This is a genomic window from Oryzomonas sagensis, assembly GCF_008802355.1.
GTDB lineage: Bacteria > Desulfobacterota > Desulfuromonadia > Geobacterales > Pseudopelobacteraceae > Oryzomonas > Oryzomonas sagensis.
Genome location: NZ_VZRA01000001.1, coordinates 1323078 through 1343539, shown reverse-complemented (window position 1 = coordinate 1343539; position 20462 = coordinate 1323078). Strand labels below are relative to the sequence as shown.

At 61.1% G+C, this 20462-nt stretch carries 21 protein-coding genes; 3 read left to right on the top strand and 18 right to left on the bottom strand.

From position 1 onward, the window contains the following. Window positions 1-22: 22 nt before the first annotated feature. From F6V30_RS06125 to F6V30_RS06115, 3 genes are all read right to left on the bottom strand, one after another. Complete coding sequence (locus tag F6V30_RS06125; RefSeq protein WP_151155884.1) at window positions 23-505, bottom strand: GreA/GreB family elongation factor; 483 nt, start codon at window positions 503-505, stop codon at window positions 23-25. A gap of 109 nt (window positions 506-614) precedes the next feature. After that, entirely contained in the window at window positions 615-1088 is a 474-nt protein-coding gene (locus F6V30_RS06120; RefSeq protein WP_151155882.1) for a YehS family protein, read from the bottom strand. 80 nt (window positions 1089-1168) lie between these two features. Further along, complete coding sequence (locus F6V30_RS06115; protein WP_151155880.1) at window positions 1169-1711, bottom strand: YaeQ family protein; 543 nt, start codon at window positions 1709-1711, stop codon at window positions 1169-1171. Between the two features lie 315 nt (window positions 1712-2026). Between F6V30_RS06115 and F6V30_RS06110 the strand changes: the two genes are divergently transcribed. Together F6V30_RS06110 and F6V30_RS06105 are read left to right on the top strand one after the other, a co-directional pair. Then, a complete protein-coding gene (locus F6V30_RS06110) occupies window positions 2027-2497 on the top strand; it encodes a VOC family protein (protein WP_151155878.1) in 471 nt (156 codons plus the stop codon). A gap of 34 nt (window positions 2498-2531) precedes the next feature. Beyond that, on the top strand, window positions 2532-2936 hold the full coding sequence (locus F6V30_RS06105) for a DoxX family protein (protein WP_151155876.1): 405 nt from the start codon (window positions 2532-2534) through the stop codon (window positions 2934-2936). Between the two features lie 10 nt (window positions 2937-2946). Here F6V30_RS06105 and F6V30_RS06100 read toward each other — a convergent pair whose 3' ends face one another. From F6V30_RS06100 to F6V30_RS06060, 9 genes are all read right to left on the bottom strand, one after another. Then, on the bottom strand, window positions 2947-3462 hold the full coding sequence (locus tag F6V30_RS06100) for a tRNA-uridine aminocarboxypropyltransferase (RefSeq protein ID WP_151156429.1): 516 nt from the start codon (window positions 3460-3462) through the stop codon (window positions 2947-2949). Window positions 3463-3571: 109 nt separating this feature from the next. Next, the gene (locus tag F6V30_RS06095) at window positions 3572-4435 is read right to left on the bottom strand and encodes an NAD(P)-dependent oxidoreductase (protein ID WP_151155874.1); all 864 of its coding nucleotides are present in this window, start codon (window positions 4433-4435) and stop codon (window positions 3572-3574) included. A 49-nt stretch (window positions 4436-4484) separates the two neighbouring features. Further along, the gene (locus F6V30_RS06090; protein ID WP_151155873.1) at window positions 4485-6485 is read right to left on the bottom strand and encodes a transglycosylase domain-containing protein; all 2001 of its coding nucleotides are present in this window, start codon (window positions 6483-6485) and stop codon (window positions 4485-4487) included. A 153-nt stretch (window positions 6486-6638) separates the two neighbouring features. Further along, window positions 6639-7226 carry a YgjV family protein gene (locus F6V30_RS06085; RefSeq protein WP_218043306.1) on the bottom strand — a complete coding sequence of 196 codons (588 nt, stop codon included), beginning with the start codon at window positions 7224-7226 and terminating at the stop codon, window positions 6639-6641. A gap of 377 nt (window positions 7227-7603) precedes the next feature. Further along, the gene (locus F6V30_RS06080; protein ID WP_246163235.1) at window positions 7604-8938 is read right to left on the bottom strand and encodes a serine hydrolase domain-containing protein; all 1335 of its coding nucleotides are present in this window, start codon (window positions 8936-8938) and stop codon (window positions 7604-7606) included. A 550-nt stretch (window positions 8939-9488) separates the two neighbouring features. Further along, a complete protein-coding gene (gene dbpA / locus F6V30_RS06075) occupies window positions 9489-10880 on the bottom strand; it encodes an ATP-dependent RNA helicase DbpA (RefSeq protein WP_151155869.1) in 1392 nt (463 codons plus the stop codon). A 113-nt stretch (window positions 10881-10993) separates the two neighbouring features. Next, window positions 10994-11884, bottom strand: coding sequence for a pseudouridine synthase (locus F6V30_RS06070; RefSeq protein ID WP_151155867.1), 891 nt, complete (start codon window positions 11882-11884; stop codon window positions 10994-10996). A 99-nt stretch (window positions 11885-11983) separates the two neighbouring features. Continuing rightward, the gene (locus F6V30_RS06065) at window positions 11984-12163 is read right to left on the bottom strand and encodes a hypothetical protein (RefSeq protein WP_149306841.1); all 180 of its coding nucleotides are present in this window, start codon (window positions 12161-12163) and stop codon (window positions 11984-11986) included. Between the two features lie 170 nt (window positions 12164-12333). Then, entirely contained in the window at window positions 12334-12549 is a 216-nt protein-coding gene (locus tag F6V30_RS06060; protein ID WP_151127039.1) for a hypothetical protein, read from the bottom strand. A 185-nt stretch (window positions 12550-12734) separates the two neighbouring features. Here F6V30_RS06060 and F6V30_RS06055 point away from each other — a divergent pair, with 185 nt between their 5' ends. Further along, complete coding sequence (locus F6V30_RS06055; protein WP_151155865.1) at window positions 12735-13583, top strand: mechanosensitive ion channel family protein; 849 nt, start codon at window positions 12735-12737, stop codon at window positions 13581-13583. A gap of 25 nt (window positions 13584-13608) precedes the next feature. On the opposite strand, the gene F6V30_RS06050 is transcribed toward F6V30_RS06055, so the two are convergent. From F6V30_RS06050 to dapA, 6 genes are all read right to left on the bottom strand, one after another. Next, window positions 13609-14130 (bottom strand): GNAT family N-acetyltransferase, encoded by a 522-nt coding sequence (locus tag F6V30_RS06050; protein ID WP_151155863.1) that lies wholly within the window; start codon window positions 14128-14130, stop codon window positions 13609-13611. Between the two features lie 37 nt (window positions 14131-14167). After that, window positions 14168-15430 (bottom strand): DUF445 domain-containing protein, encoded by a 1263-nt coding sequence (locus tag F6V30_RS06045; protein ID WP_151155861.1) that lies wholly within the window; start codon window positions 15428-15430, stop codon window positions 14168-14170. A 239-nt stretch (window positions 15431-15669) separates the two neighbouring features. Further along, complete coding sequence (locus tag F6V30_RS06040; protein ID WP_151155859.1) at window positions 15670-16902, bottom strand: LL-diaminopimelate aminotransferase; 1233 nt, start codon at window positions 16900-16902, stop codon at window positions 15670-15672. A gap of 46 nt (window positions 16903-16948) precedes the next feature. Then, the gene (locus F6V30_RS06035) at window positions 16949-18541 is read right to left on the bottom strand and encodes a sensor domain-containing diguanylate cyclase (RefSeq protein ID WP_151155857.1); all 1593 of its coding nucleotides are present in this window, start codon (window positions 18539-18541) and stop codon (window positions 16949-16951) included. 58 nt (window positions 18542-18599) lie between these two features. Continuing rightward, window positions 18600-19403, bottom strand: a complete 804-nt coding sequence (gene dapB, locus F6V30_RS06030) for a 4-hydroxy-tetrahydrodipicolinate reductase (protein WP_151127020.1) — start codon at window positions 19401-19403, stop codon at window positions 18600-18602. A gap of 154 nt (window positions 19404-19557) precedes the next feature. Then, window positions 19558-20430 (bottom strand): 4-hydroxy-tetrahydrodipicolinate synthase, encoded by an 873-nt coding sequence (gene dapA / locus F6V30_RS06025; protein WP_151155855.1) that lies wholly within the window; start codon window positions 20428-20430, stop codon window positions 19558-19560. Between the last annotated feature and the right edge of the window lie 32 nt (window positions 20431-20462).

Sequence of the window (20462 nt, the reverse complement as noted above, 5' to 3'; positions counted from 1 at the left end):
CCGCACACCGGCACGGGCCGCATCAACAGACTTCAACAACGGTAAAGGACCGGGCCGCCGCAGCCTCTCCCACCTGCACCTCATCGCCGGTTTTCAGCCCCACCAGGGAGCGCCCCAGGGGGGAACGGGGGGTGATGACCATGATCTCCCCGTCACGATCCGCGACCTTCATGCCTCCGGCCTGGGGGCCGAGGAAAAGCCGCCGCACCTCCCCCTGGGCACTTTCAAGGGTAACCAGGGCCGTCAGCCGGATCGGCGTATCGTCGTCGAAACCATGCAGCGTCAGGGTCCGGTAGCTCTCCAGGGCGATCCTGATCTCCTGGGCACGGTTGGCCTGCCCCTGGGCGATGTAGGATGCCTCCAGGGCGGTGGTATCGTACTTGTTGTCGGGGAGGCATTCCTCGTGGGTGGCCGCCTCATGGGCCGTCCGCGCGGCGGTGGAGAGCACCGCAAGATCGGCGGAGAGCCGTGCGATTATCTCCTGAATCATCTGTTCCTTCGTCATGGGGTCATAACTCTCCTCTGGTTTCGGTAAAAAACAAGCATAAAAAAGGGGGCGGGCCGCATTCCATAAAGCGGGCCGTCCCCTCAAAATCTCGGGCAAACGCCGCTTCCTACTCTGTGTTCCCCCCGCCAAGCGTCAATCCCCGGATGAAGTTGCGGAGGAATTGGTCGCCGCAGGCCTTGTAGTTCCTATGTCCCTTTGCCCGAAACATGGCGGACAATTCGGACTTCGAGAGCTGGACCCCGGCCTTTGCCAGGACCGCGAGCATCCCCTCCTCGTTCAGCTCCAGCGCGATCCTGAGTTTCCGCAGGATAAGGTTATTGTTCAACGCCGCGTCCGGTGCCTTGGCTACGCCCGGTTTCGGCTCCTGCACGCCTCGCCGTGAGACGATCAGGCCGTCCAGAAAGGCCCCCATCACCGCGTCGTCGCAGGCCGCAAAGCCGGTTTCTTCTTCTTTTTTAAGTAGTTTCAACACATCTATGGGCTTGAGGTCATGCCCGCCCACCGTACACAATTCGGCGATGGTTTCGCCATTCAATTTCAGGGCGTAGCGCAGGCTGCGGAGAAGATCGTTATTGGTCATGGCGTTCCCTTCGTGACTGTAATCGTGGCTATGGCTACCGCATTTGCGGAGGGGGACACAGCTGGTCCCGCCCGCAGGGCTCAGCGGCTGCCCATCTTTACCTGGATGGGGCTTTCCAGCGTTTCTTCGCCGCAGGTCAGATAGAGCGTGCCTTCGGTTATGGTGACCGACCAGGTGATGGAGCGTTCCAACTGCGCTGCCAGCCTGGCAATGATTGCCGGATCGATGCTGATGACGATGAGGTTGGCGACCTTCTCCAACTTGGGCAACTGCTGTTGATCCCACGTGGCGAGCTGCCTGCCGCAGGCCAGCAGGGCGACCCGTTCCGAGTGGCGGCTCGCCTTGATGATGCGATCCGGCTCCGGCAGGCCGACCTCGACCCAGAGCCTGACCCTGTCGTCGCCCCGTTTCACCCAAAGGTCCGGTTCGTCGGTGGCGCTGATTCCCTTGGTGAACGTCAGCTCCGGTTCGTGGAAGATCGCGTAGGCCAGCAGCCGGGCCACAAGCCGCTCCTCGGTTTCGGAGGGATGCTGGGCGACCGTCGCCAGCAAGGTTTCATAGACGCCATGGTCGATATCCGAGAGTTGCAGGGATGCTTTGTAAACTTTTGACGGCAGTGCCATGTCGGCTGATATCCTTACTTTTTCCCGGTCAGGGGATGTGGGCGGTATGCGAAGTCAGGAGTATGGGTTATGAACCCCAAAATTACAACCGTCATCATGCGGTCGCGAGCGTCACGGATAACGAGTTGACCGGCAATGTTCCAGGGGCAAAGCCGGTTGTGGCCCGGTTTTTCTTGCTTGCCCCAGCCGGTTGACACGCTGTAAAGCGGCGTATTGCCTTTTTCCGCCAAGGGACTAAAATGGTCTCATAGGCAAAAGGCCCCCATGGTGGAGAGACACCCGAGTTAGCGTTACGCCACGGAAAGGAGAAGCATCATGAGCACCACGGCAAAGCCGATCCCGGCCGGCTATCACACGGCTACCCCCTATCTGGTTATCACCGATGCCGCCAAGGCCATAGAATTCTATAAAGAAGCATTCGGCGCCACGGAGTGCATGCGTCTGCCAACCCCGGACGGCAAATTGATGCATGCCGAAATCATGATTGGCGATTCGCCGATCATGCTGTGCGATGAATGCCCCGAGTGGAATGCCCTCAGTCCGCAGACCAGGGGGGGCACTACCGTATCCATCGTACTCTATGTGGCGGATGTGGACGCCGTCGTAAACCGTGCGGTTGCGGCCGGCGCCGAGTTGCTGATGCCGGTTGCGGACCAGTTCTGGGGGGACCGCATGGGCACGGTCGCCGATCCGTTCGGGCACAAATGGTCAGTTGCCACGCATACGGAAGACGTGACGCCGGAAGAGATCGGGGCGCGTGCCAAGGCCCTCTTTGCCGCGAAATGAACCGGCACGGTCACAAACCACAGGAGGTGGCACCATGAAACCATTCATGTCGGCCTACAATTCCCAGTGTTACGCCCTGATGCGGATCGTCGTCGGGTTTCTCTTTCTCTGGCACGGCGTCCAGAAGCTGTTCGGTCTCCCGATCCCGATGCCGCCGGGAGCCCCCGCATTCATTACCTACGTCGCCGGCCCGATCGAGCTGATTGGGGGTATTCTGGTCATGGTCGGGCTCTTCACCCGTTGGGCGGCCTTCGTCACCAGCGGCCAGATGGCCGTGGCATACTGGATGGCGCACGGGACAAAGGCGCTGCTGCCGATTCAGAACAATGGCGAACTGGCGGTGATCTATTGCTTTGTGTTCCTGTTCATCGCCACCCAGGGTGGGGGAATCTGGAGCGTCGATGCCCTCCGAGGCGGTAAGAGGCAAATGGGGAAGTGATTTTTTCGCCTCAGTGTCCCGGCACCGCTCCCCGCATGACGCCCGGGGGCCTGATGAATGCCAGGAAACGTTCCCGCAGGCGCTCCGCCTCCTCGTTTCTTCCTGTGCTGCGCAGAATCTCCATTACGCACTCTGCGGTACAGAGGCAGGCCTCCTTCTGGTTCTTCCTGAGGTTGTAGAGGGACTTCCCGGTCGGTTTGAGACAGACCCGGCGGAGCTTCAGGAGATAGGGGCTACGCTGGTGGATCTTGCGGGCCTCGTGCCAGGTGCCGTCGATAAGGACGAAGTGGTCGATACCGGTCAAATCGTCGTCATTTTCGTCCGGTGCGCCGGGATAGACCAGCGCCACCCCGCCCGCCTCGATCTCCTCCACGAGTCCGGCGGGCGGGTTCAGGCGGTCCCAGCGGACCTGCTCGGCCGCGTCTCCCAGGACTTCCAGCACCAGTTTGCCGGTATTGGAGGGTTTTTCGAACTCCTTGAAATGGGTCAGGAGGGTGAATTTCATCTCATGCGCCCCGCTGCCCATCCGTCCGCAAGGGGCGGAAGCGTCACTGCCGCTTCCGCTTCCCATGTGGCACACGGCCCCTGTTTCATGACAACGTCCTCTCCCATACCGCGTCCCTGACCGCAGCGCCCTACTGTTTGACGACCTGGAAGACCGCGGCAAGATCCTCGTCGGCGTGGCCCGCCATGCGGGCCCGCTTGAAGGTCTCGTTGACCGCGGCGATGCAGTGGAGCGGCTGCCCCAGTTCATCCCCCAGGGCCACGGCGAGGCGCAGGTCCTTCTGCATGTGCTTGAGCGGAAAACTGGTGGGGTATTCACCCTGCAACAACATCGGCCCCTTGCCCCTGAAGAGCGGGTTGGCGAGGGCACCGGCATCGAGGGCTTCCAGGATCTCGGCACCGTCGAGCCCCCCCTTCTGGCCAAGGGCCACCCCCTCGCAGAGGGCCGTCACCATCCCGCCCATGATCGCGTTTACCACCAGCTTCATGCGCGCCCCCTGGCCGACGGTCCCCAGGTACATACGTTTTTTCCCCATCGTGTCCAGGGCCGGGGCGGCCTCGTCGTAGAGCGCCCGGTCGCCCGCCGCCAGGATGACCAGGGTCCCGTCTTCGGCCGGTTTCTTCGTGCCGGAAACCGGGGCCTCGAGGAAACGCCCGCCCCGTTCGGCCACCGCCCCGGCGATGGTGCGGGCGGTCGCGTCGTCCACGGTGGACATGTCGATGTAGCCGCGCCCGCCGCCGATCCCCTCCAACACCCCTTTGGGGCCGAAGCAGACCTCCGAGGCGGCGGCGGGATCGGCGAGCATGGCAAAGGTGATGTCGCAGGCAGTGGCCACCTCCCGGGGGCTCCCCCCCTGGCGCGCGCCCAGGGCCACCAGGGGGGCGCATTTGGCCGGGTTGCGATTCCAGACCATGACCTGGAAACCGGCCCGCACCAGGTTGGCCGCCATGGCGTTACCCATGATACCGAGACCGAGAAAACCGTACTGTGCCATATTCCTTCTCCTTTTTACCGCGGTGATGAATGTTGGGACTCTTTATGAATCATAATATACCATCCTGTGCCGCCGGCGGTGGCGGTGGCGATGGCGGGACCGGTACGGGCATAGCCGCACCTCCGCCATGCTTGGGGCAGTAGCGGGTGGGCTCGGTCCCGGCGATATAGAATTCGTCGTGTTTCTTCGGGCACTCCGCCGTTGCCAGATAGCCCGTGGTGGGGTCTATGGTAACGGAAACCACCGTATCCGGCTTGGGAAAATCCACGGCAGGCTTCCCTGCCACAGCCCGGCGCATGAACCGCTCCCAGATGGGGGCTGCGGCCGCACCTCCGCTAAAGCCCTTCCCCCCCGGCCGGGGTTTGTCATAGCCGACCCAGACGCCGGTTATCACCTGGGGGGTATAGCCGACGAACCAGGCATCCCGGTAGTCGTCGGTGGTCCCGGTCTTCCCGGCGGCCGGGTGTTGTTGGCTGAACCGCCTGAGCGACTTTGCGGTGCCATAGGTCATGACGTCCTTCAGCATCTGGGTGGTGACGAAAGCGGTGGCAGGTGCCAGGACCGGGGTGACTATCGGAGGATTTTCCGTCCAGGCACGGCGCCTGTGGTCATAGATCCGGATAATGGTCCGACCTTCGGAGCGCATGCCCCCGGTGGCCAGAGGCGTGTACGCCTGGACCAGGTCGTTCAGGGAGACTTCATCCGTTCCCAGGGCCAGGGAGAGGCCGTTCTGCGCCCGTAACGGCAGCCCCATTTTTCCGGCGAAATCGGTAAAATACGGGACCCCGATGGCCTCAAGCACCTTTACCGTGATGACATTGTTGGAATATGCCAGGGCGCGCCTCAGGGAAAGATCACCATACCGCTCCCTCCCATAGTTCTGCGGTTTCCAGACTTGATTATTGCCCCGGTCGTAGGCCACCGGCGTATCGTTCCAGATGCTGCCGGCGGTAATCCCCTTTTCCAGGGCTGCGGCATAGATCAGCGGCTTGATGGCCGACCCAGGCTGACGCTTGGCGGAAAAGGCGCGATTATAGGACCCTTTGGTAACGCCCACGCCCCCCACGGCGGCCAGCACATCGCCCGTGGCGGGATCAAGACACACCAGAGCCCCCTGCATGCGGGGAGAAATGCGTTTTACCCCCTCGGCCAGCGCCAGCTCCGCCTGTTTCTGCAGGTTCAGATCCAGAGCCGCGGTCACCTCCAGCCCCCCCTGCTCAATGATCTCGGCACCGTACCGCTCGATCAGCTTGGCCCGGACATGGGCCACATACTGTAAGGCCTGTCCGGAGCGCATGAAGGTGACCCGCTGGGTCCTCAGCCGTTGTTGCTGCCGGGGGGTGATGATGCTCAACTCCACCATCCGTTTGAGAACAACGTCCCGCCGCCGCGTGACGCTGGCCGCTTTCCCCAGTGGATTATAACGCCCCGGGTTCTTCGGCACACCGGCCAAGAGGGCGCACTCCGCATCGGTCAACTCCTCCGGGTTTTTGTCGAAATAGATGCGGGCAGCCTGGACAATTCCCCAGGCCCCGTTCCCGTAATAGATCTCGTTGAAATACATCTCCAGTATCTGCTTTTTGGTATATTTCTTTTCAAAATCAATGGCCATGCGGGCTTCATCGAGCTTGCGCTCGATGGTCTTGGCACCGGAGAGGTATTTATTCTTGATCAACTGTTGGGTGATGGTCGAGCCCCCCTCGACCATCTTCCCCTTGACCACGTCCTTCACCAAGGCCCGGGCGATGCCGCGGATATCGATCCCCCCATGCTCGTAAAAGCGGGCGTCTTCAACGGCAACCACCGCCTTTTGCAGAAAGGAAGGGATGCGGTCGATGGAGGCCCAGTACCGCTTCTCCGGCAGGAGCCGGCCGACATACCTCCCCTGGTTGTCGAAAATCTTGATGGACGTATAGTCGGGTAGCAGCGGGGGGTAGTTGGCAAAATTGCCCTGGGCAGACGCCGGGGCGACCTGGGTCAGAAGCAGGGAAACAGCCAGAAGCACGGGATACAGCAGCCATTTACCACAAGTGTATCTGAGGATATTCAAGGTATTCAGTCCTAATGCGTAATCGCACGGTAATCCATCGGTTTTCGTCCTAGCGTCGCCTTCGCCAAGCCTGCCTCGTATTCCTACATATTTCGGCGGACGTCAAGGGGAAAAGGGCACTTACCCACCATTATGTCATTCTGCCCGTCCCTCTCAATCTTCCGCTCCGGGAAATCCCCGAGACAATCTCCGTTCGGGCGACCTGAGAATACGGAACATGGTCGAGCCGTTGACGATGGCGATGACGGTTTCCAGCAGCGTACCGCCAATGGAGCCGCAGATGATGTTGTTGGCCAGCCAGAGAAACGTGCTGACCAGCAAAGCCAGCCTCATGGGGATCCCCCGCATGGTGAAGACCGCCAAGGTGGCCATACTCGATGCGCCCACGGGAAACCAGCCGACCCAGCTCTTGGCGAGGGTGAGTCCGACGGCGATGTTGAGGCCGATTATCGCCACGGCCAGGAGCGGCGAGCGGATCTTTATGGCGAGAAACGAGCGCGCGCTCGATATCAGGGCGCTGGCCGCACCGGGGAAATTACCCAAAAGCATGAAATGCACCGCATAAGCGAGGCATTCGGCGGCGTTGAAGAATTTCAGGCGATGATCGATCTTCTGGAAAAAGGCCGTCACCCCCAAAACAAAGGCGCCATACCCGACGCACTGGGCCATCGAAAACAGTTCCACCCAACAAGACTCCCGCACCGGGGCGCTGCGCCCCGGAAATGCAACCGGCAGGAGCATCGGAACCCCGTATCGGCGAGGGACCGCCCCATGCCGGCGCGTATGAAATGCCCAAGCGTTTCCTGCTCTGGGAATAGCACAAAAGGGAGGGCACTGCAATGGGCGCATCTTGATGTCGCCCCAAGGCTATCCTGCCGAGCGGGGGCATCCCGGAGTTGCCGGGCGTGTTCCGTCGCTTTAGGTCTCCCCCAGGCTATTGACGCCGCAGGGAACAACAATGCCGCCGATGTACAGGACGCGGAATCGGCGCGGCGCCGGCATGAACGTAACCGTTCGCGCAACGCGGAACAGACAAAGGGCGGCCAAGCGGTCGCCCTTTGTCTATTCCGGTGTCAACCGTTCTCCCTATGCAGCATGGGAATCGGCCCTTCGGTGATTCACGCCCGGCGGGTCCGGCCATAGGATTTGTGACGATGATTCTTGCCGCCCTTTTTGGCGTACTGACGATACGCCTTGGTGTGCTTGGATACCGCCGCTACCAGCCTGATGCGGTGTGCAACGACCGGGGCCTTCCCGACCGCCACCTTCTGGTGCAGGTCCGAGGAGATTCTTGCAAGCTCCGGCGTTGCCGCCGGACCCCGTTCATCGCCCGATGTGCGGAACTCCGCCACGGCAATGGTGGAGATGTCGCTGCGCAGCTTGTTGAACTGTCTGATGTGCCGGTAATCCAGGCGGTTTGTCAGGAGAACCACGAACAGGTCCTGTTTCGGGTCGATCCAGATGGAAGAACCGCTGTAACCGGTATGGCCGAAGGAGGCATCTGAAAACAATTTCCCCTTCGGCGCCGAAAAGGGAGAATTCATGTCCCAGCCCAAGCCGCGCACCACCGTGCCGTTGCGGCAGGAAAACGGGGTGGTCATCTGCTTCACCGCCTGTTCGGACAGGATGCGCTTGCCGTCAAGCGCCCCCCCGGCCAGCATCAGGCGGGCAAACCGGGCGAGATCCCGGGCAGAGCTGAACAGGCCGGCATGGCCCGCAACACTGCCGAGGCGCCGCGCGTTCCGGTCCTGCACGGTGCCGCCGTCACCGCCCAGCGTGGGGGCGATCCGGCTTGCGAGATTCGGTGCGGGCAAAAACATGGTCTCGGGGACGGCAAGCGGCGTGTAGATCTCTTCGCGGCAGAAGGCGTCCAAGGTCCTGCCTGAAACCCGGTGGACGAGCTCACCCAGCAGAATGAAGTTGATATCGGCATAATGGAAACTGCTGCCCGGCCGGGGCCGGTTTTTCTCCGCCGCCGCCCTGATGACGGCTGTTTTCATGGCCTCGTCCGTACTCATATCGAAATCCGCGAGTCCCGAAGTATGGGTCAGCAGATGGATGATTGTGACGTTTTCAAGTTCGGATCCCTTGAATTCGGGAAACCAGAGGGTGAGGGGGTCCAGCAGGGAGATGCGCCCCTCATCCAGCAGTTTCATCACCGCCGGCGCGGTTGCGATTACCTTGGTCAGGGAGGCAAGATCGAAGATGGTCTGCCCGTCGAGCAACGGCGCATCAGGCCGGGCGTTCAGCCGTCCGCGGGCGGTACTGGAGAGGATACCATTGTGGTTGCCGATCACCACGACGCCGCCGGCGATGAGATTGCTGGAAATGGCCCGTTCCATGAGAAGATCGATGGTGGCGATACGGCCGTAATCCAGAATCTCATCCGATGCGAACAGGGGCGATGCAGAAAAAAACAGGCAGCATGAAATGATGCAACAAAAAAGACGCACGGTAGACCTTTGCAGGGTGCAGGCAGTTGATCGCAGGGCCCGGGCGATTATCCGGGCTGAGTGCGGCACTCCAGTGATTACCATAACATGGGAGCAGATGCAAATGTTGTGATGTCCATCACGTGAATCGCGGCAATCCGCAAGGGGGCACACTCGGCATTTCACACCGCACCCTTCTGCAAACCCATCGATGCTGGTGAAGGGCGGGGGCGCTTCCCGGGTTCGGCATCTCCCCCGGAAATACGAAAGGCGGCCGCTTGGCCGCCTTTCGTCGATTTTCCCATCCCAGGAAGTCTGCCCTATTGGTTCTTCTCAGCCTTTTTGATCTTCTTTTCAGCCCTTTTTTCCTTCAGGGTTTTAGCCGGTTCTTTTTTTGTTTCCTTCCTACTGTCCACACCTTTGCTCATGGCTGTTTCTCCTTGTCGCGTATGGTTATGGCGCCTCTCCGACAGAGTCGGTCAGGCACACTATACCACTCATTGAAGGCAGAGGCATTTTTTTATTACCGCCATACAGCAAAGCGGCTCGCCCCACGGCCCTGCGGTGGATTTCAGAAAGGCAGGCGCAGTTTCCGGGCCTTGAAGAAGCGCCCCTTGATCCTGTTGCCCCCCAGGCAGGCCACGGCCCGATCGACGCTGTGCCGCATGATCGCCACATAGGTGTGAAAGTCCAGGACATCGATCCTGCCGACCTCGCTCCCGGCGATCCCCCCCTCGCCGGTCAGGGCACCCAGGACATCCCCGGGGCGCAACTTGTTCTTGCGGCCGCCGTCGATGCAGAGCGTCACCATGGGGGGGCCCGGCGGCCTGCCCGACGCCGGGGTCAGGGCGGCAAGATCGCCGCGGGTGATCGTGCTCCCCAAGACATCTTCGATGGCGGCGACCACCCGGCTTTCCCGGGGGGTCGCCAGGCTTATTGCCAGCCCCTGCTCCCCAGCGCGACCGGTGCGGCCGATACGGTGGGTATGGATCTCCGGGTTGCGGGACAGTTCGTAATTGATCACCGCCGGCAACTCCTTGATATCCAGCCCGCGGGCGGCCACATCGGTAGCCACCAGCACCGAGGCGCTCCGGTTGGCAAAACAGATCAGCACCTGATCCCGCTCCCGCTGCTCCAGGTCGCCGTGGATAGCTAGGGCCGCAAAACCCCGGCTGATCAGGGCATCGGCCACTTCCTGGCACTCCACCTTGGTGTTGCAGAAGATCAGAGCCGACTCCGGCCGATAATGGCCGAGAATGCGCGCCACCGCCTCGGTCCGCTGCTCGTGGTCCACCTCGTAGACGACCTGTTCGATAGCCCCCTCGTCATGGGCCTCGTCCACACTGACCTCCACCGGTTCGTGCTGGATCGCCCCACTCATGGCGGCAATGGACTCCGGGTAGGTGGCGGAAAAGAGCAGGGTCTGCCGCTTGGGCGGGGCGGCGGCGATCAGGGCGCTGATGTCCTCCTGAAAACCCATGTCGAGCATGCGATCCGCCTCATCCAGCACCAGGGTGTGCAGGGCGGAGAGATCGAGACTGCCGCGGCGCAGATGGTCCAGCAGGCGGCCGGGGGTGCCGACCACCACGTGGGCCCCATGTTCCAGGGAGGTGAGCTGGGGACCGAAGGGAACGCCGCCGCACACCGTGAGAATCTTGATGTTGTCGGTAAAGCGGGCGATGCGCCGCAGCTCCTTGCCGACCTGGTCGGCAAGTTCGCGGGTCGGGCAGAGCACCAGCGCCTGTACCCGGAAGGATGCAGCGTCCAGGCGGGTCAACAGGCCGATGCCGAAGGCCGCGGTCTTGCCGCTGCCGGTCTTGGCCTTGGCGATCACGTCCTTGCCGGCCAGGATGAGCGGCAGGCTATGGGCTTGAACCGGCGTCATCTCGGCATAGCCGAGGGAGACCAGGTTTTTGAGCAGCGGGGCTCTCAGGTGGAGTGATGAAAATGCTGTGGGGTTCATGGCGCTGCGCTCCCGTTCTGCGTCCACAAAAAAACCACAGGTTGGTTGTCCCTGTGGTTCAGACGCGCTGCAACTATACCATGGTACCGCTTTCTGAGCAAATTATTCGCCAGTCACGCGGGCTGCCACAACAGCGTACGTTCGGAGACAAATTCCCGGGCCCGGCCGCTGAGGGGGTCCCTGAAGCGCAGCCTTTGAGCGACAAGCTGGAGCGGGGTTGCGAAGTTATCCTCTCGCTCGGCCTGCAACTCGGGGTAGTACCGGTCGTTCAGTATCCCGAAGCCGAGACCGCTCATGTGGAGCCGCAACTGATGGGTCTTGCCGGTGTGGGGGTGCAGGACAAAACGGGCCAGCGCCCCCCTGACCTCCACCAGATGGATGGTGGATCGGGCATTGGCAACGCCGGGTACGGCCTTCATCCTGAACCACGGCTCTCCCCGCTCGATTCTGTTCGCCACGTCCCACGCTCCCGGTTCCTGAAGCGGCCGACACGCCGCGAGAGCCTGATAGGTCTTTTCAACACGGCCATCCATGAAGAGCTGACCGTAGATTCCCCTGCTCCCCCGGTTGACGGAAAAGAGCACCAAACCGGCTGTTTCCCGGTCTATGCGGTGCAGCGGCGCCAACTCCTCGATCCCGGTGCTGGTGCGCAGGCGGTTCAACAGGCATTCATCGACATACCGTCCGCCAGGGGTTACGGGAAGAAAATGGGGTTTGCAGGCGACCAGGATCTGGTTGTCCTGAAACAGGATCTTTTCGCTAAAGGGGATGGACGGTTCAGCGCCGACCTCGCGAAAATAGAAGATGCGCCGCAAGGGGGCGTATTCCGTGTCCAGGGTTATGCACTGCCCCCCCTCGTCGAGGACCTTGCCCTCCCTGATCCTCCCTTCCCAAATTTCCCGGGAGATCGTGGGGAATCTCCCGCTCAGGAAAGAGAGGATGGTGGGGTACGGCCTCTCGGCCTTCGGCATGGTCACGACGGAAGGGTGTTTCGAAATCCCCATAAGGTTTCCTCGATCGCCGCGGGACGGTGTTCAGGCGATTTCAGGCCGGCATATCGCCGCTTCCCCGGAAAGCGCCGTCAGAAGCGGCACAGGCGCCTGCTATTTCCTGTTGGAGAATTCGAGGCGATCCAGGTGGTTGCAGATGTAGCTTCCCCCCATGCGGAGAGAATGCTCGCAGAATTCGGGGTCGGGCCGTTTCACCTTGCACTCGAAAAAATCCTTGCTGATCATACGGGTACGGCACACTTTCTCGGGGTTCCACAGGTTGAATATACTCATAGTTTCACCTTCAGTCGGTATTTTTTAAAGCTTGTTCGATCTTCTTTGCCGCCGGTGCGCTTTTATCCAAGGGCATGCGTCTCGTCGGCCCATGCCGCCGAAAGAAACGGAAGGCGGCCGATGGGCCGCCTCTGTCGTCGGGTCTGCTCTGTTGTGAGGTGCACGAGCGGCTAACGGGGCGGTTCCTCCAACAGCGGCAGGAGGAATCTTTCGAACGTGGCCTTCTGCTTGGCGGTCAGGAGGTCGATATCCCCTTCGTTATCGAGCAGAAAGGTGCCGACGCCCATGACGGTCTTTACCAGATAGCCGGTGCCGGCAACACTTTTTTCGATCTCATCACCCCGCTTGCTCAGCAGGTTTTTCATCACGTCCAGATCCACTTTCATCCGTTGCACTCCAGCAGGATTAATATGCGCGTCTCCAGTCAGGCGATGCCCCGCGCGGAATCTACTCTGTCAGTATGCACTATCGCACGCAGAACTTCCACCATCAATCGCCATGCTGCATGTATTCAGCACGTTATTCCCCGGAGTCCCTTGCGTGCCGCCCCATCCCATGATACCCTTTTTTCATGGCAGACAGCGCACTGGTAAAAAAGGCAGCCGCGGCAACCTCACCGGAACTGACCGAAAAGGTAATCTTCTATTTTGTCGATCACGGGATGCAGATCCTCACCGCCATCGTCCTCATGGGCATCGGTGTGTTTATCGCCCGCTGGGTCGGCAACCTCATCCATCGCTGGCTGAAGTCAAGGGCGTATGACGAGCCGGTGAGCAATCTCATCGTCAAGGTTGTGAAGCTCCTGATCATAGCACTCATAGGGATCATGTCCCTTGGCCAGATGGGGGTGCAGATCACGCCGCTCATAGCCGGGATCGGCGTGGCCGGGGTCGGCGTCAGCCTTGCCATGCAGGGGCTCCTCGGGAACCTGGTGGCCGGATTGACGATCATCTTTTCGAAACCGTTCACCATCGGCGATTATATTGAACTCCTCGGGGTCTACGGCCAGGTAACCGACATAGCCCTGTTCTCCACCACGCTGCTGCATACGGACAATTCCCTCGTCATCGTCCCCAACCGGAAGATCGTGGGGGAGATCCTCCACAACTACGGCACGATCCGCCAGCTCGATCTGACGGCGGCCGTAGGGTACGGTGCGGACATCGCCCTGGCGCTCTCACTGGTGAACACCATCCTGCAGCAAAATGCCTCCGTCTTACGGGAACCTGCCCCTGTTGTCGGCATAGCCGCCCTCAATGAATCGTCCATCGCCTTGGCGATCAAGCCGTGGGTGAAGGTTGAAGATTTTGTTCCCACCCAGGCGGCGATCTACCAAGCCGTACTAGAAACCTTCCGGGACAAGAAGATCGAGTACCCGGTTCCCCGCCGCGATGTTCGCCTCCTGAATCCCCTCCCCTGATCCCCAGGAGCCTATCTCCCGCTATTTACCTTGCCCGTCGCTTCTTCCCCCGGGGGCGGGGCGGTGTGGCAGCCGGTTTGAACTCAGGTTCGTAACCCACCACAAAGCTGTCGGCAGTACTGTTTCGCATGCCCAGGAAATGGGCGTTATCGGCATCGAACGGACAGAGGGGCGTGCGGCACGGCTCAAAGCCGAACCGGCTGTAATAGCCCGGCTCGCCCAGGACAAACAGGGGCTGGCTTTTGATCGCCTCCTGGCGCAGGGCAAACCGGAGCAGTTCCGTGCCCACCCCCTGCCTTTGAAAATCGGGGGCCACGGCCATGGGCGCCAGGTGCAGGCCGCAGACCTCATTGCCGTGATAGGCAGGGGAAAAGGCGATATAGGCGATGACCTTGTTGGTATGGATGCAGACCCACTCGTGCAGGGCCCGGCCATTCCCGTGGAGTTTCTCTACCAGCGCGGCTTCGTAGTCGCTGCCGGGAAAGGCGCGGCGCAACAGGGCATAGACCTTGGGCCGGGTTTCCGGCGTCACTGTTTGTATCTTCATAGGGCCCCCGTGGCACTGGCTGAAATAGGGAGAGGTGCTACCCGAGCAGCAGGGAAACGGCGTGCAGCAGCAGGCCGATCATGCCGCCCACCAGGGTGCCGTTCATCCTGATAAACTGCAGGTCGGAGCCGATGCTCAGTTCGATCTCGTTGGTATAGTCAGCGCTTTCCCACTGTTGCATGGTGCCGGAGATATGCCCGGCAACCGCGCTCCGCAGGGTATCTCCGTGGTGCAGCAGCAACCGTTCCAGGTATGCGTTCAACGACTCCTGCAACTCCCCATTGTGGGACAGGGTCGCGCCGATGCCCGCAACCACCGCCCCGATCTTCTCCTGCACCTGTGACTCGGGCCGGTGCAGGTCGTCGCTCAGCCAACTCTTCAGATCGCTGCCGATGCTCCGGGCGTAATCGGCTATGGCCTGGTTATGGACGACCTCACCCTTGATCGTCTCGACCTTGGCGCGCAGTGCCGGGTCGGATTTCAGCCGGGCAATGAACTCGGTCACGGTGGTATCGAACCGGTACCGGACCTCATGGCACGGATCGGCATTAACCTCCTGGATAAATGCGTTGATCCGGTGCGCGACCTTTTCCCCCACCCCTTTGGCGAACTGGTCCCGATTGGGGATGAAGGCGCTCAGGAGCGGATATTCTTTCGTACACAGGGTATCGATGGCGTTGGCCAGCCCGGTCTGCGCCTCGTCGGTCGCCAGCCACGCGGCGCAGCGGCGCAACAGGTCGTCGAGCACGATCTGATGGCGGTTGTCCTTTCTGAGGGCATCGAGCATCCCCCCGGCGGCAGTGGAGAGGTCGAAGCTTTCCAGCCGATTGCCCAGGGCGGCCCGCAACAACCGCTGCACCCGCTCGTCATGGATAAAATCCAGGGAGTCGGCCAGTACGCGGGTCACCCCCTTGGCCAGGCCGGCGGCATTATCCCTGGACATGAGGTACACGGCAAGATGCCCGGCCGGGTTGTACTCCCGCAGCCTGGCGATCAGGGTATCGGTGGCCAGGAACTTGTCGCGGATAAAGCCGGCCAGGTTCCCGGCAATGACTGCCTTCTTGTTCTTGATGATGGCCGTATGGGGTATGGGCACCCCCAGGGGGTGGCGGAACAGCGCCACCACGGCAAACCAGTCCGCCAATGCGCCGACCATGGCCGCCTCCGCAAAGGCGGCGGCCCACTCCCAGGCCCCCTGCCCCTTGTGCAAGCGAGCCACAACAAACAGCAGGGCCGCACCAATCATCAATCCCGTGGCGATTGTCTTGTTTCTGATCAGTAGTCGTTTTCTGTTGTCCACACACTATCTCCAAAAATTTTTTACAGGATCATCCAGGGAAAAACAAAAACCGCTTCATCAGGCAGAAGCGGTTTTCCCTTACCGGTTTATTTTATGGCACGGTTGCGGTGTTTTTGTCAACGGTTGGTGCGTCGAAATAGTCGTTTCAGAAGCACTGTATGTATGTCCTCGGAATTGATGACAAAAAATATACTTAAATCTAGAAGGAAGGGCAGCCGATCGGCTGCCCTTCCTCAATCCTACTTCAAATTCTTCTTGATCCTCTCCACCGCCTCAATGACGTTGTCTCTGTTCCCGAAGGCCGACAACCGGAAGAACCCTTCCCCGCTGGGGCCGAAACCGGAGCCGGGCGTCCCGACCACGTTGGCCTCGTGCAGGAGCTTGTCGAAGAAGTCCCAACTGGTCATGCCGGCCGGCACCTTGAGCCAGATGTAGGGGGCGTTGACCCCGCCGTAGACCGTGAGCCCCGCTTCCGCCAGTCCCTCGCGGATGATGCGGGCGTTCTCCATGTAGTAGTCGATGGTCTCCCGGACCTGGGGCCACCCCTCGTCGCTGTAGACCGCCGCGGCGGCCCGCTGCACCGGGTAGGAGGCGCCGTTGAACTTGGTGGTGGTGCGGCGCAGCCAGAGCTTGTTGAAACTGTACCGCTCGCCGGCCGGGGTGGTGCCCATGACCTCTTCCGGCACCACCACCAACCCGCAGCGCACGCCGGTGAACCCGGCGGTCTTGGAGAAGGAGCGGAACTCGATGGCGCACTTCTTGGCCCCTTCGATCTCGTAGATGGAATGGGGGATGGCGGAATCGGTGATAAAGGCCTCATAGGCGGCGTCGTAGAAGATCACCGCGTCGTTGGCCAGGGCGTAATCGACCCACTTCTTCAACTCGTCCCTGGACGCCACCACGCCGGTCGGGTTGTTGGGGAAGCAGAGGTAGATGATGTCCACCTTCCGGTCCGGCAGGGCCGGGATGAAGCCGTTGGCCTCGTTGCACGGCAGGTAGACGATGTTCTTGTAGTACCCCTTGTCGTCGGCCTCGCCGGTGCGGCCGATCATGACGTTGGTGTCGTTGTAGACCGGGTAGACCGGGTCGCCGATGGCCACCACGTTGTCCAGGGCGAAGATGTCCAGAATGTTGGCGCAGTCGCACTTGGAGCCGTCGGAGATGAACATCTCATCCGTCTTGAGACTGACCCCCAGCGGCTTATAGGATTTTTCGATGATGGCGTTGATCAGCCAATCGTAGCCCTGCTCCGGGCCGTAGCCGGCGAATTTGTCGGTGGTCGCCAGGTCGTCCACGGCGTCGTGGAAGGCCTTGATCACGGCCGGGGCCAGGGGGCGGGTGACGTCGCCGATGCCCAGACGGATGATCCTGGCGCTCGGGTTGGCCTCGCTAAAGGCGCGCACGCGGCGGCCGATCTCCGGGAACAGGTAGCCTGCTTTGAGTTTCAGGTAGTTGTCGTTGATTTTTGCCATTGGTGCTTCAATCCTCCTTGAAATGTCTGAATATAGCGTAACGAAGCTACAGTTTCGATTCCTTTTCCACCAGCTTGCGGCTCACCTTGTCCAGGTACATCTGCTGGTCGGCCAGTTGCAGGGCTTCATCCAGCTTGGCCGGGTTCTCAACCGTGGCGCGCCCCAGGGAGATGGTCAAGGTGAGGCCGTTTGCCTGGGCAGCATACTTGTCAGCCACGCTCCGGACCCGTTTCAAGGCAATCTCCGCATGGACGGCATCCACGCCCGGCAGCAGGATGGCAAATTCGTCGCCGCCGATGCGGGCCACCACGTCTTCGGCCCGGAACGATTCCAGCAGGATCATGGCGACGGTCGTGATCAGCACGTCTCCGGCCGCATGGCCGTGCCTGTCGTTAAAGACCTTGAGGTCGTCGATGTCCGCCATCACCACGGAGATCGGGGCGATGCGGCCGGCGGAGAGACGGTCCATCTGATCGTCGAAATAGGCGCGGTTGTAGAGTCCCGAAAGGGCGTCGTGGGTACTGATGTAGAACAACTCCTCGTTCTTCTTGTCCTGGTCCTCGACCATGGCGTTGAAGGCCTGCACGACGAACCCGACCTCGTCTTTGCTCTCGAGCTTGAACAGCCGGTCCGCGCCGATCTTTGATGAGATTTGCCCGACGTGCTCGGCGAAGCGCACCAGGGCGTTGGTGTAGCTGCCCATGATCAGCCTGATGATCAGGATGATCAGGACAGCGCTGAGCACCACCGCCACGGCAAAATATCTCTCCAGCCGGTAGATCGACTGGTAGGCTTCGTTCAGCGGATATTCCCCTCCCACGACCCAGTCGGTGGCTTGGAGGCGTTTGAAGGACGACAGGACGTGCACACCACGGGAGGTGGTGTTTTCCGCCACCCCCTCAAAGCCGTCCAGCGCCTTGTCCAAGAGCTTGTTGGCGCCCGGTGCGATCTTGGTGGATATGATCCTCGACCTGTCCGGGTGCATGATGACGGTCCGGTCGCCGGACACCAGGAAGAGATACCCGTTCTGCGCGATGCGGGTATGGGACAAATCCCCCAGGAAGTTGTCCTGCAACAGGTTTATGCTGCCCCCCAGGATGGCGATCAGGGCGCCGTTCTTATCCCGCACCGGGGCGGTGATGTTGAGCGCCGGGGTCCCGGGGGAGTGGGTCGAGATGAAAGGGGTGGAGATAGTCGGTTTTCCCGTGGCGATGGTTTGTCGGTAGAACTGCCGGAAAGAGATGTCCTTGCCCCGCCGGCCGGGAAGAAAAGGCGATTCTGCGATGATCCGCCCGTCCTTCGAGAAGAGGTAGATGCCGTTGTCGAAGAGGCTCTTGACGCTGTGCAGACTATCGAGAAACCGTTGCGCCGCATCCGGGTCGGCAACCATGCCGGGGGTGACGTCACGGGACGCCTCGACAACCGTCTTTTGGGCGGACGTCAGTTTTTGGTCGATGCCCTGAGCCACGACGGTCAGCAGGGTCATCTGCTGGTTGGAGATGGTTTCCTTGAGTTCCTGTTTGAAATAGTACAGGGAGGCGACCGCCATAAGCGACGAGAACAGGATGACGAAGGTGCAAACCGCCACGGTCATCCTCACGGTGATACTGTGTCGCCTGAACGGAACCCCGGCATTCATTGGTCAAAAAGCTCCCCGTTTTTAATGGCGTGACGTGGCCGCTGAGTTCTGTTCGAGGCTATCGCAGCCCCAGGACATCCTGCATATCGTACAGGCCCGGCTTCTGGGATACGACCCACTTGGCGGCGCGGACCGAACCGCGGGAAAACATGTCGCGGGTCATGGCCCGGTGGGACAGTTCGATACGCTCACCCATGCCGATGAAGTAGACCGTGTGCTCGCCGATGATGTCGCCGCCGCGGATGGTCTGCATGCCGATCTCTTCCCGGGTGCGCTCGCCGGTGATCCCCTCGCGATGGAAGTTGGCCACCTTGTTGTAATCGCGGCCCAGGGCCTCGGCCACCACCTCGCCCATGCGCACGGCCGTGCCGGAAGGGGCGTCCTTTTTCAGGCGGTGGTGCGCCTCGACGATCTCCACGTCGAAATCGTCTCCCAGGGTTGCGGCGATGTCCTTGAGAATCTTGAAGCAGACGTTGACTCCCACCGACATGTTGGGCGCCAGCACCACCGGGGTGGTCTTGGCCAGTTCCGCAGCCAGGGCGCGCTCCTCGGGGGTAAAACCGGTGGAGCCGATCACGATGGCTTTCTTTTGCAGGCCGCAGGCCTCCAGGTTCTTGAGGGAGACCTTGGGCGCGGTAAAGTCAATCAGCACGTCGCAGGCGGCGATCACGCCGTTCAGGTCATCGGAAACCGCGACTCCAAGCTCGCCGCAACCGGCGATCAGGCCCACATCCTGGCCTACCAGAGGGTGCCCCGGACGCTCCAGCGCGCCGGAGAACCGGACCCCTTCGGTTTCGACAATGGAATTGATGATGCGCTGTCCCATACGTCCGGCAGCGCCGCAAACGGCGATATTGATCATGGTAGATTCCTTACATCTGCCACAGAGACACGGAGACACAGAGGTTCACAGAGAACGGCAAAAGCAGGAAGCAGAGAGGGGTGAACCTGAATCCCGGATTTATGCTTTTGTTTCTCTCCTGCCTTTCTCTGCGTCTCTGTGGCAGGTTATGAAGTTAAATCAAGTTGTACTCTTTCATGATGGCAGCAAGCTTGGCCTTGTTGGCCTCGCCCATGGGGCAGAGCGGCAGGCGCATCTCGTCGCTGCACTTGCCCATCAGCCCCAGGGCGGTCTTCACCGGGATCGGGTTGCTCTCCAGGAACATGGCGTTGTTGATCTTGAGCAGTTTCAGGTGCAGTCGGCGGGCCTCATCCATGTTGCCGGCCTCGAAGGCGTCCACCAAGGCCGCCACCTCAGCGGGCATGATGTTGGCGGTCACCGAGATGACCCCCTTGCCGCCGCAGGCCATCAACGGGAAGGTGATGAAGTCGTCGCCGGAGAGCACATCGATCTGGCCGCCGCACAGGGCCAGGATCTCGGACGCCTGTTGCAGGGAGCCGGTGGCCTCCTTGACAGCAACGATATTCCTGTGGGGCGCCAGACGGGCCACGGTCTCGGGCAGCAGGTTCACGCCGGTGCGGCCGGGCACGTTGTAGAGGACCAGCGGGAGTTCGACGGCATCGGCAACGGCCGTGTAGTGGCGATAAAGCCCTTCCTGGGTCGGCTTATTGTAGTAGGGGGTCACCAGCAGGGCGCCGTCGGCGCCGAGTTTCTTGGCATGGGCCGTCATCTCGATCGCCTCGCGGGTCGAATTGGAGCCGGTGCCGGCGATGACCGGGACCCGCTTGCCCACCTGCTGCACGACGATCTCGATCACCCGGTCGTGCTCTTCGTAATCCAGGGTGGACGACTCACCGGTAGTGCCGCAGGGCACGATGGCATCGGTGCCGCCCGCAATCTGGAATTCCACCAGTTCACGCAATTTTTCTTCGTCAACCGCACCGTTTTTGAATGGCGTCACGATGGCGACAATGCTGCCTCTAAACATACCCTTTCCCTCCTTGCGGGTGGAATATTGTT

Excerpts from the sequence above, each read along its gene's own strand:
- F6V30_RS06125 (WP_151155884.1), bottom strand. The coding sequence starts at position 505 with ATGACGAAGGAACAGATGATTCAGGAGATAATCGCACGGCTCTCCGCC.
- F6V30_RS06120 (WP_151155882.1), bottom strand. The coding sequence starts at position 1,088 with ATGACCAATAACGATCTTCTCCGCAGCCTGCGCTACGCCCTGAAATTG.
- F6V30_RS06115 (WP_151155880.1), bottom strand. The coding sequence starts at position 1,711 with ATGGCACTGCCGTCAAAAGTTTACAAAGCATCCCTGCAACTCTCGGAT.
- F6V30_RS06110 (WP_151155878.1), top strand. The coding sequence starts at position 2,027 with ATGAGCACCACGGCAAAGCCGATCCCGGCCGGCTATCACACGGCTACC.
- F6V30_RS06105 (WP_151155876.1), top strand. The coding sequence starts at position 2,532 with ATGAAACCATTCATGTCGGCCTACAATTCCCAGTGTTACGCCCTGATG.
- F6V30_RS06100 (WP_151156429.1), bottom strand. The coding sequence starts at position 3,462 with ATGGGCAGCGGGGCGCATGAGATGAAATTCACCCTCCTGACCCATTTC.
- F6V30_RS06095 (WP_151155874.1), bottom strand. The coding sequence starts at position 4,435 with ATGGCACAGTACGGTTTTCTCGGTCTCGGTATCATGGGTAACGCCATG.
- F6V30_RS06085 (WP_218043306.1), bottom strand. The coding sequence starts at position 7,226 with ATGCTCCTGCCGGTTGCATTTCCGGGGCGCAGCGCCCCGGTGCGGGAG.
- dbpA (WP_151155869.1), bottom strand. The coding sequence starts at position 10,880 with ATGAACCCCACAGCATTTTCATCACTCCACCTGAGAGCCCCGCTGCTC.
- F6V30_RS06070 (WP_151155867.1), bottom strand. The coding sequence starts at position 11,884 with ATGGGGATTTCGAAACACCCTTCCGTCGTGACCATGCCGAAGGCCGAG.
- F6V30_RS06065 (WP_149306841.1), bottom strand. The coding sequence starts at position 12,163 with ATGAGTATATTCAACCTGTGGAACCCCGAGAAAGTGTGCCGTACCCGT.
- F6V30_RS06060 (WP_151127039.1), bottom strand. The coding sequence starts at position 12,549 with ATGAAAGTGGATCTGGACGTGATGAAAAACCTGCTGAGCAAGCGGGGT.
- F6V30_RS06055 (WP_151155865.1), top strand. The coding sequence starts at position 12,735 with ATGGCAGACAGCGCACTGGTAAAAAAGGCAGCCGCGGCAACCTCACCG.
- F6V30_RS06050 (WP_151155863.1), bottom strand. The coding sequence starts at position 14,130 with ATGAAGATACAAACAGTGACGCCGGAAACCCGGCCCAAGGTCTATGCC.
- F6V30_RS06040 (WP_151155859.1), bottom strand. The coding sequence starts at position 16,902 with ATGGCAAAAATCAACGACAACTACCTGAAACTCAAAGCAGGCTACCTG.
- F6V30_RS06035 (WP_151155857.1), bottom strand. The coding sequence starts at position 18,541 with ATGAATGCCGGGGTTCCGTTCAGGCGACACAGTATCACCGTGAGGATG.
- dapB (WP_151127020.1), bottom strand. The coding sequence starts at position 19,403 with ATGATCAATATCGCCGTTTGCGGCGCTGCCGGACGTATGGGACAGCGC.
- dapA (WP_151155855.1), bottom strand. The coding sequence starts at position 20,430 with ATGTTTAGAGGCAGCATTGTCGCCATCGTGACGCCATTCAAAAACGGT.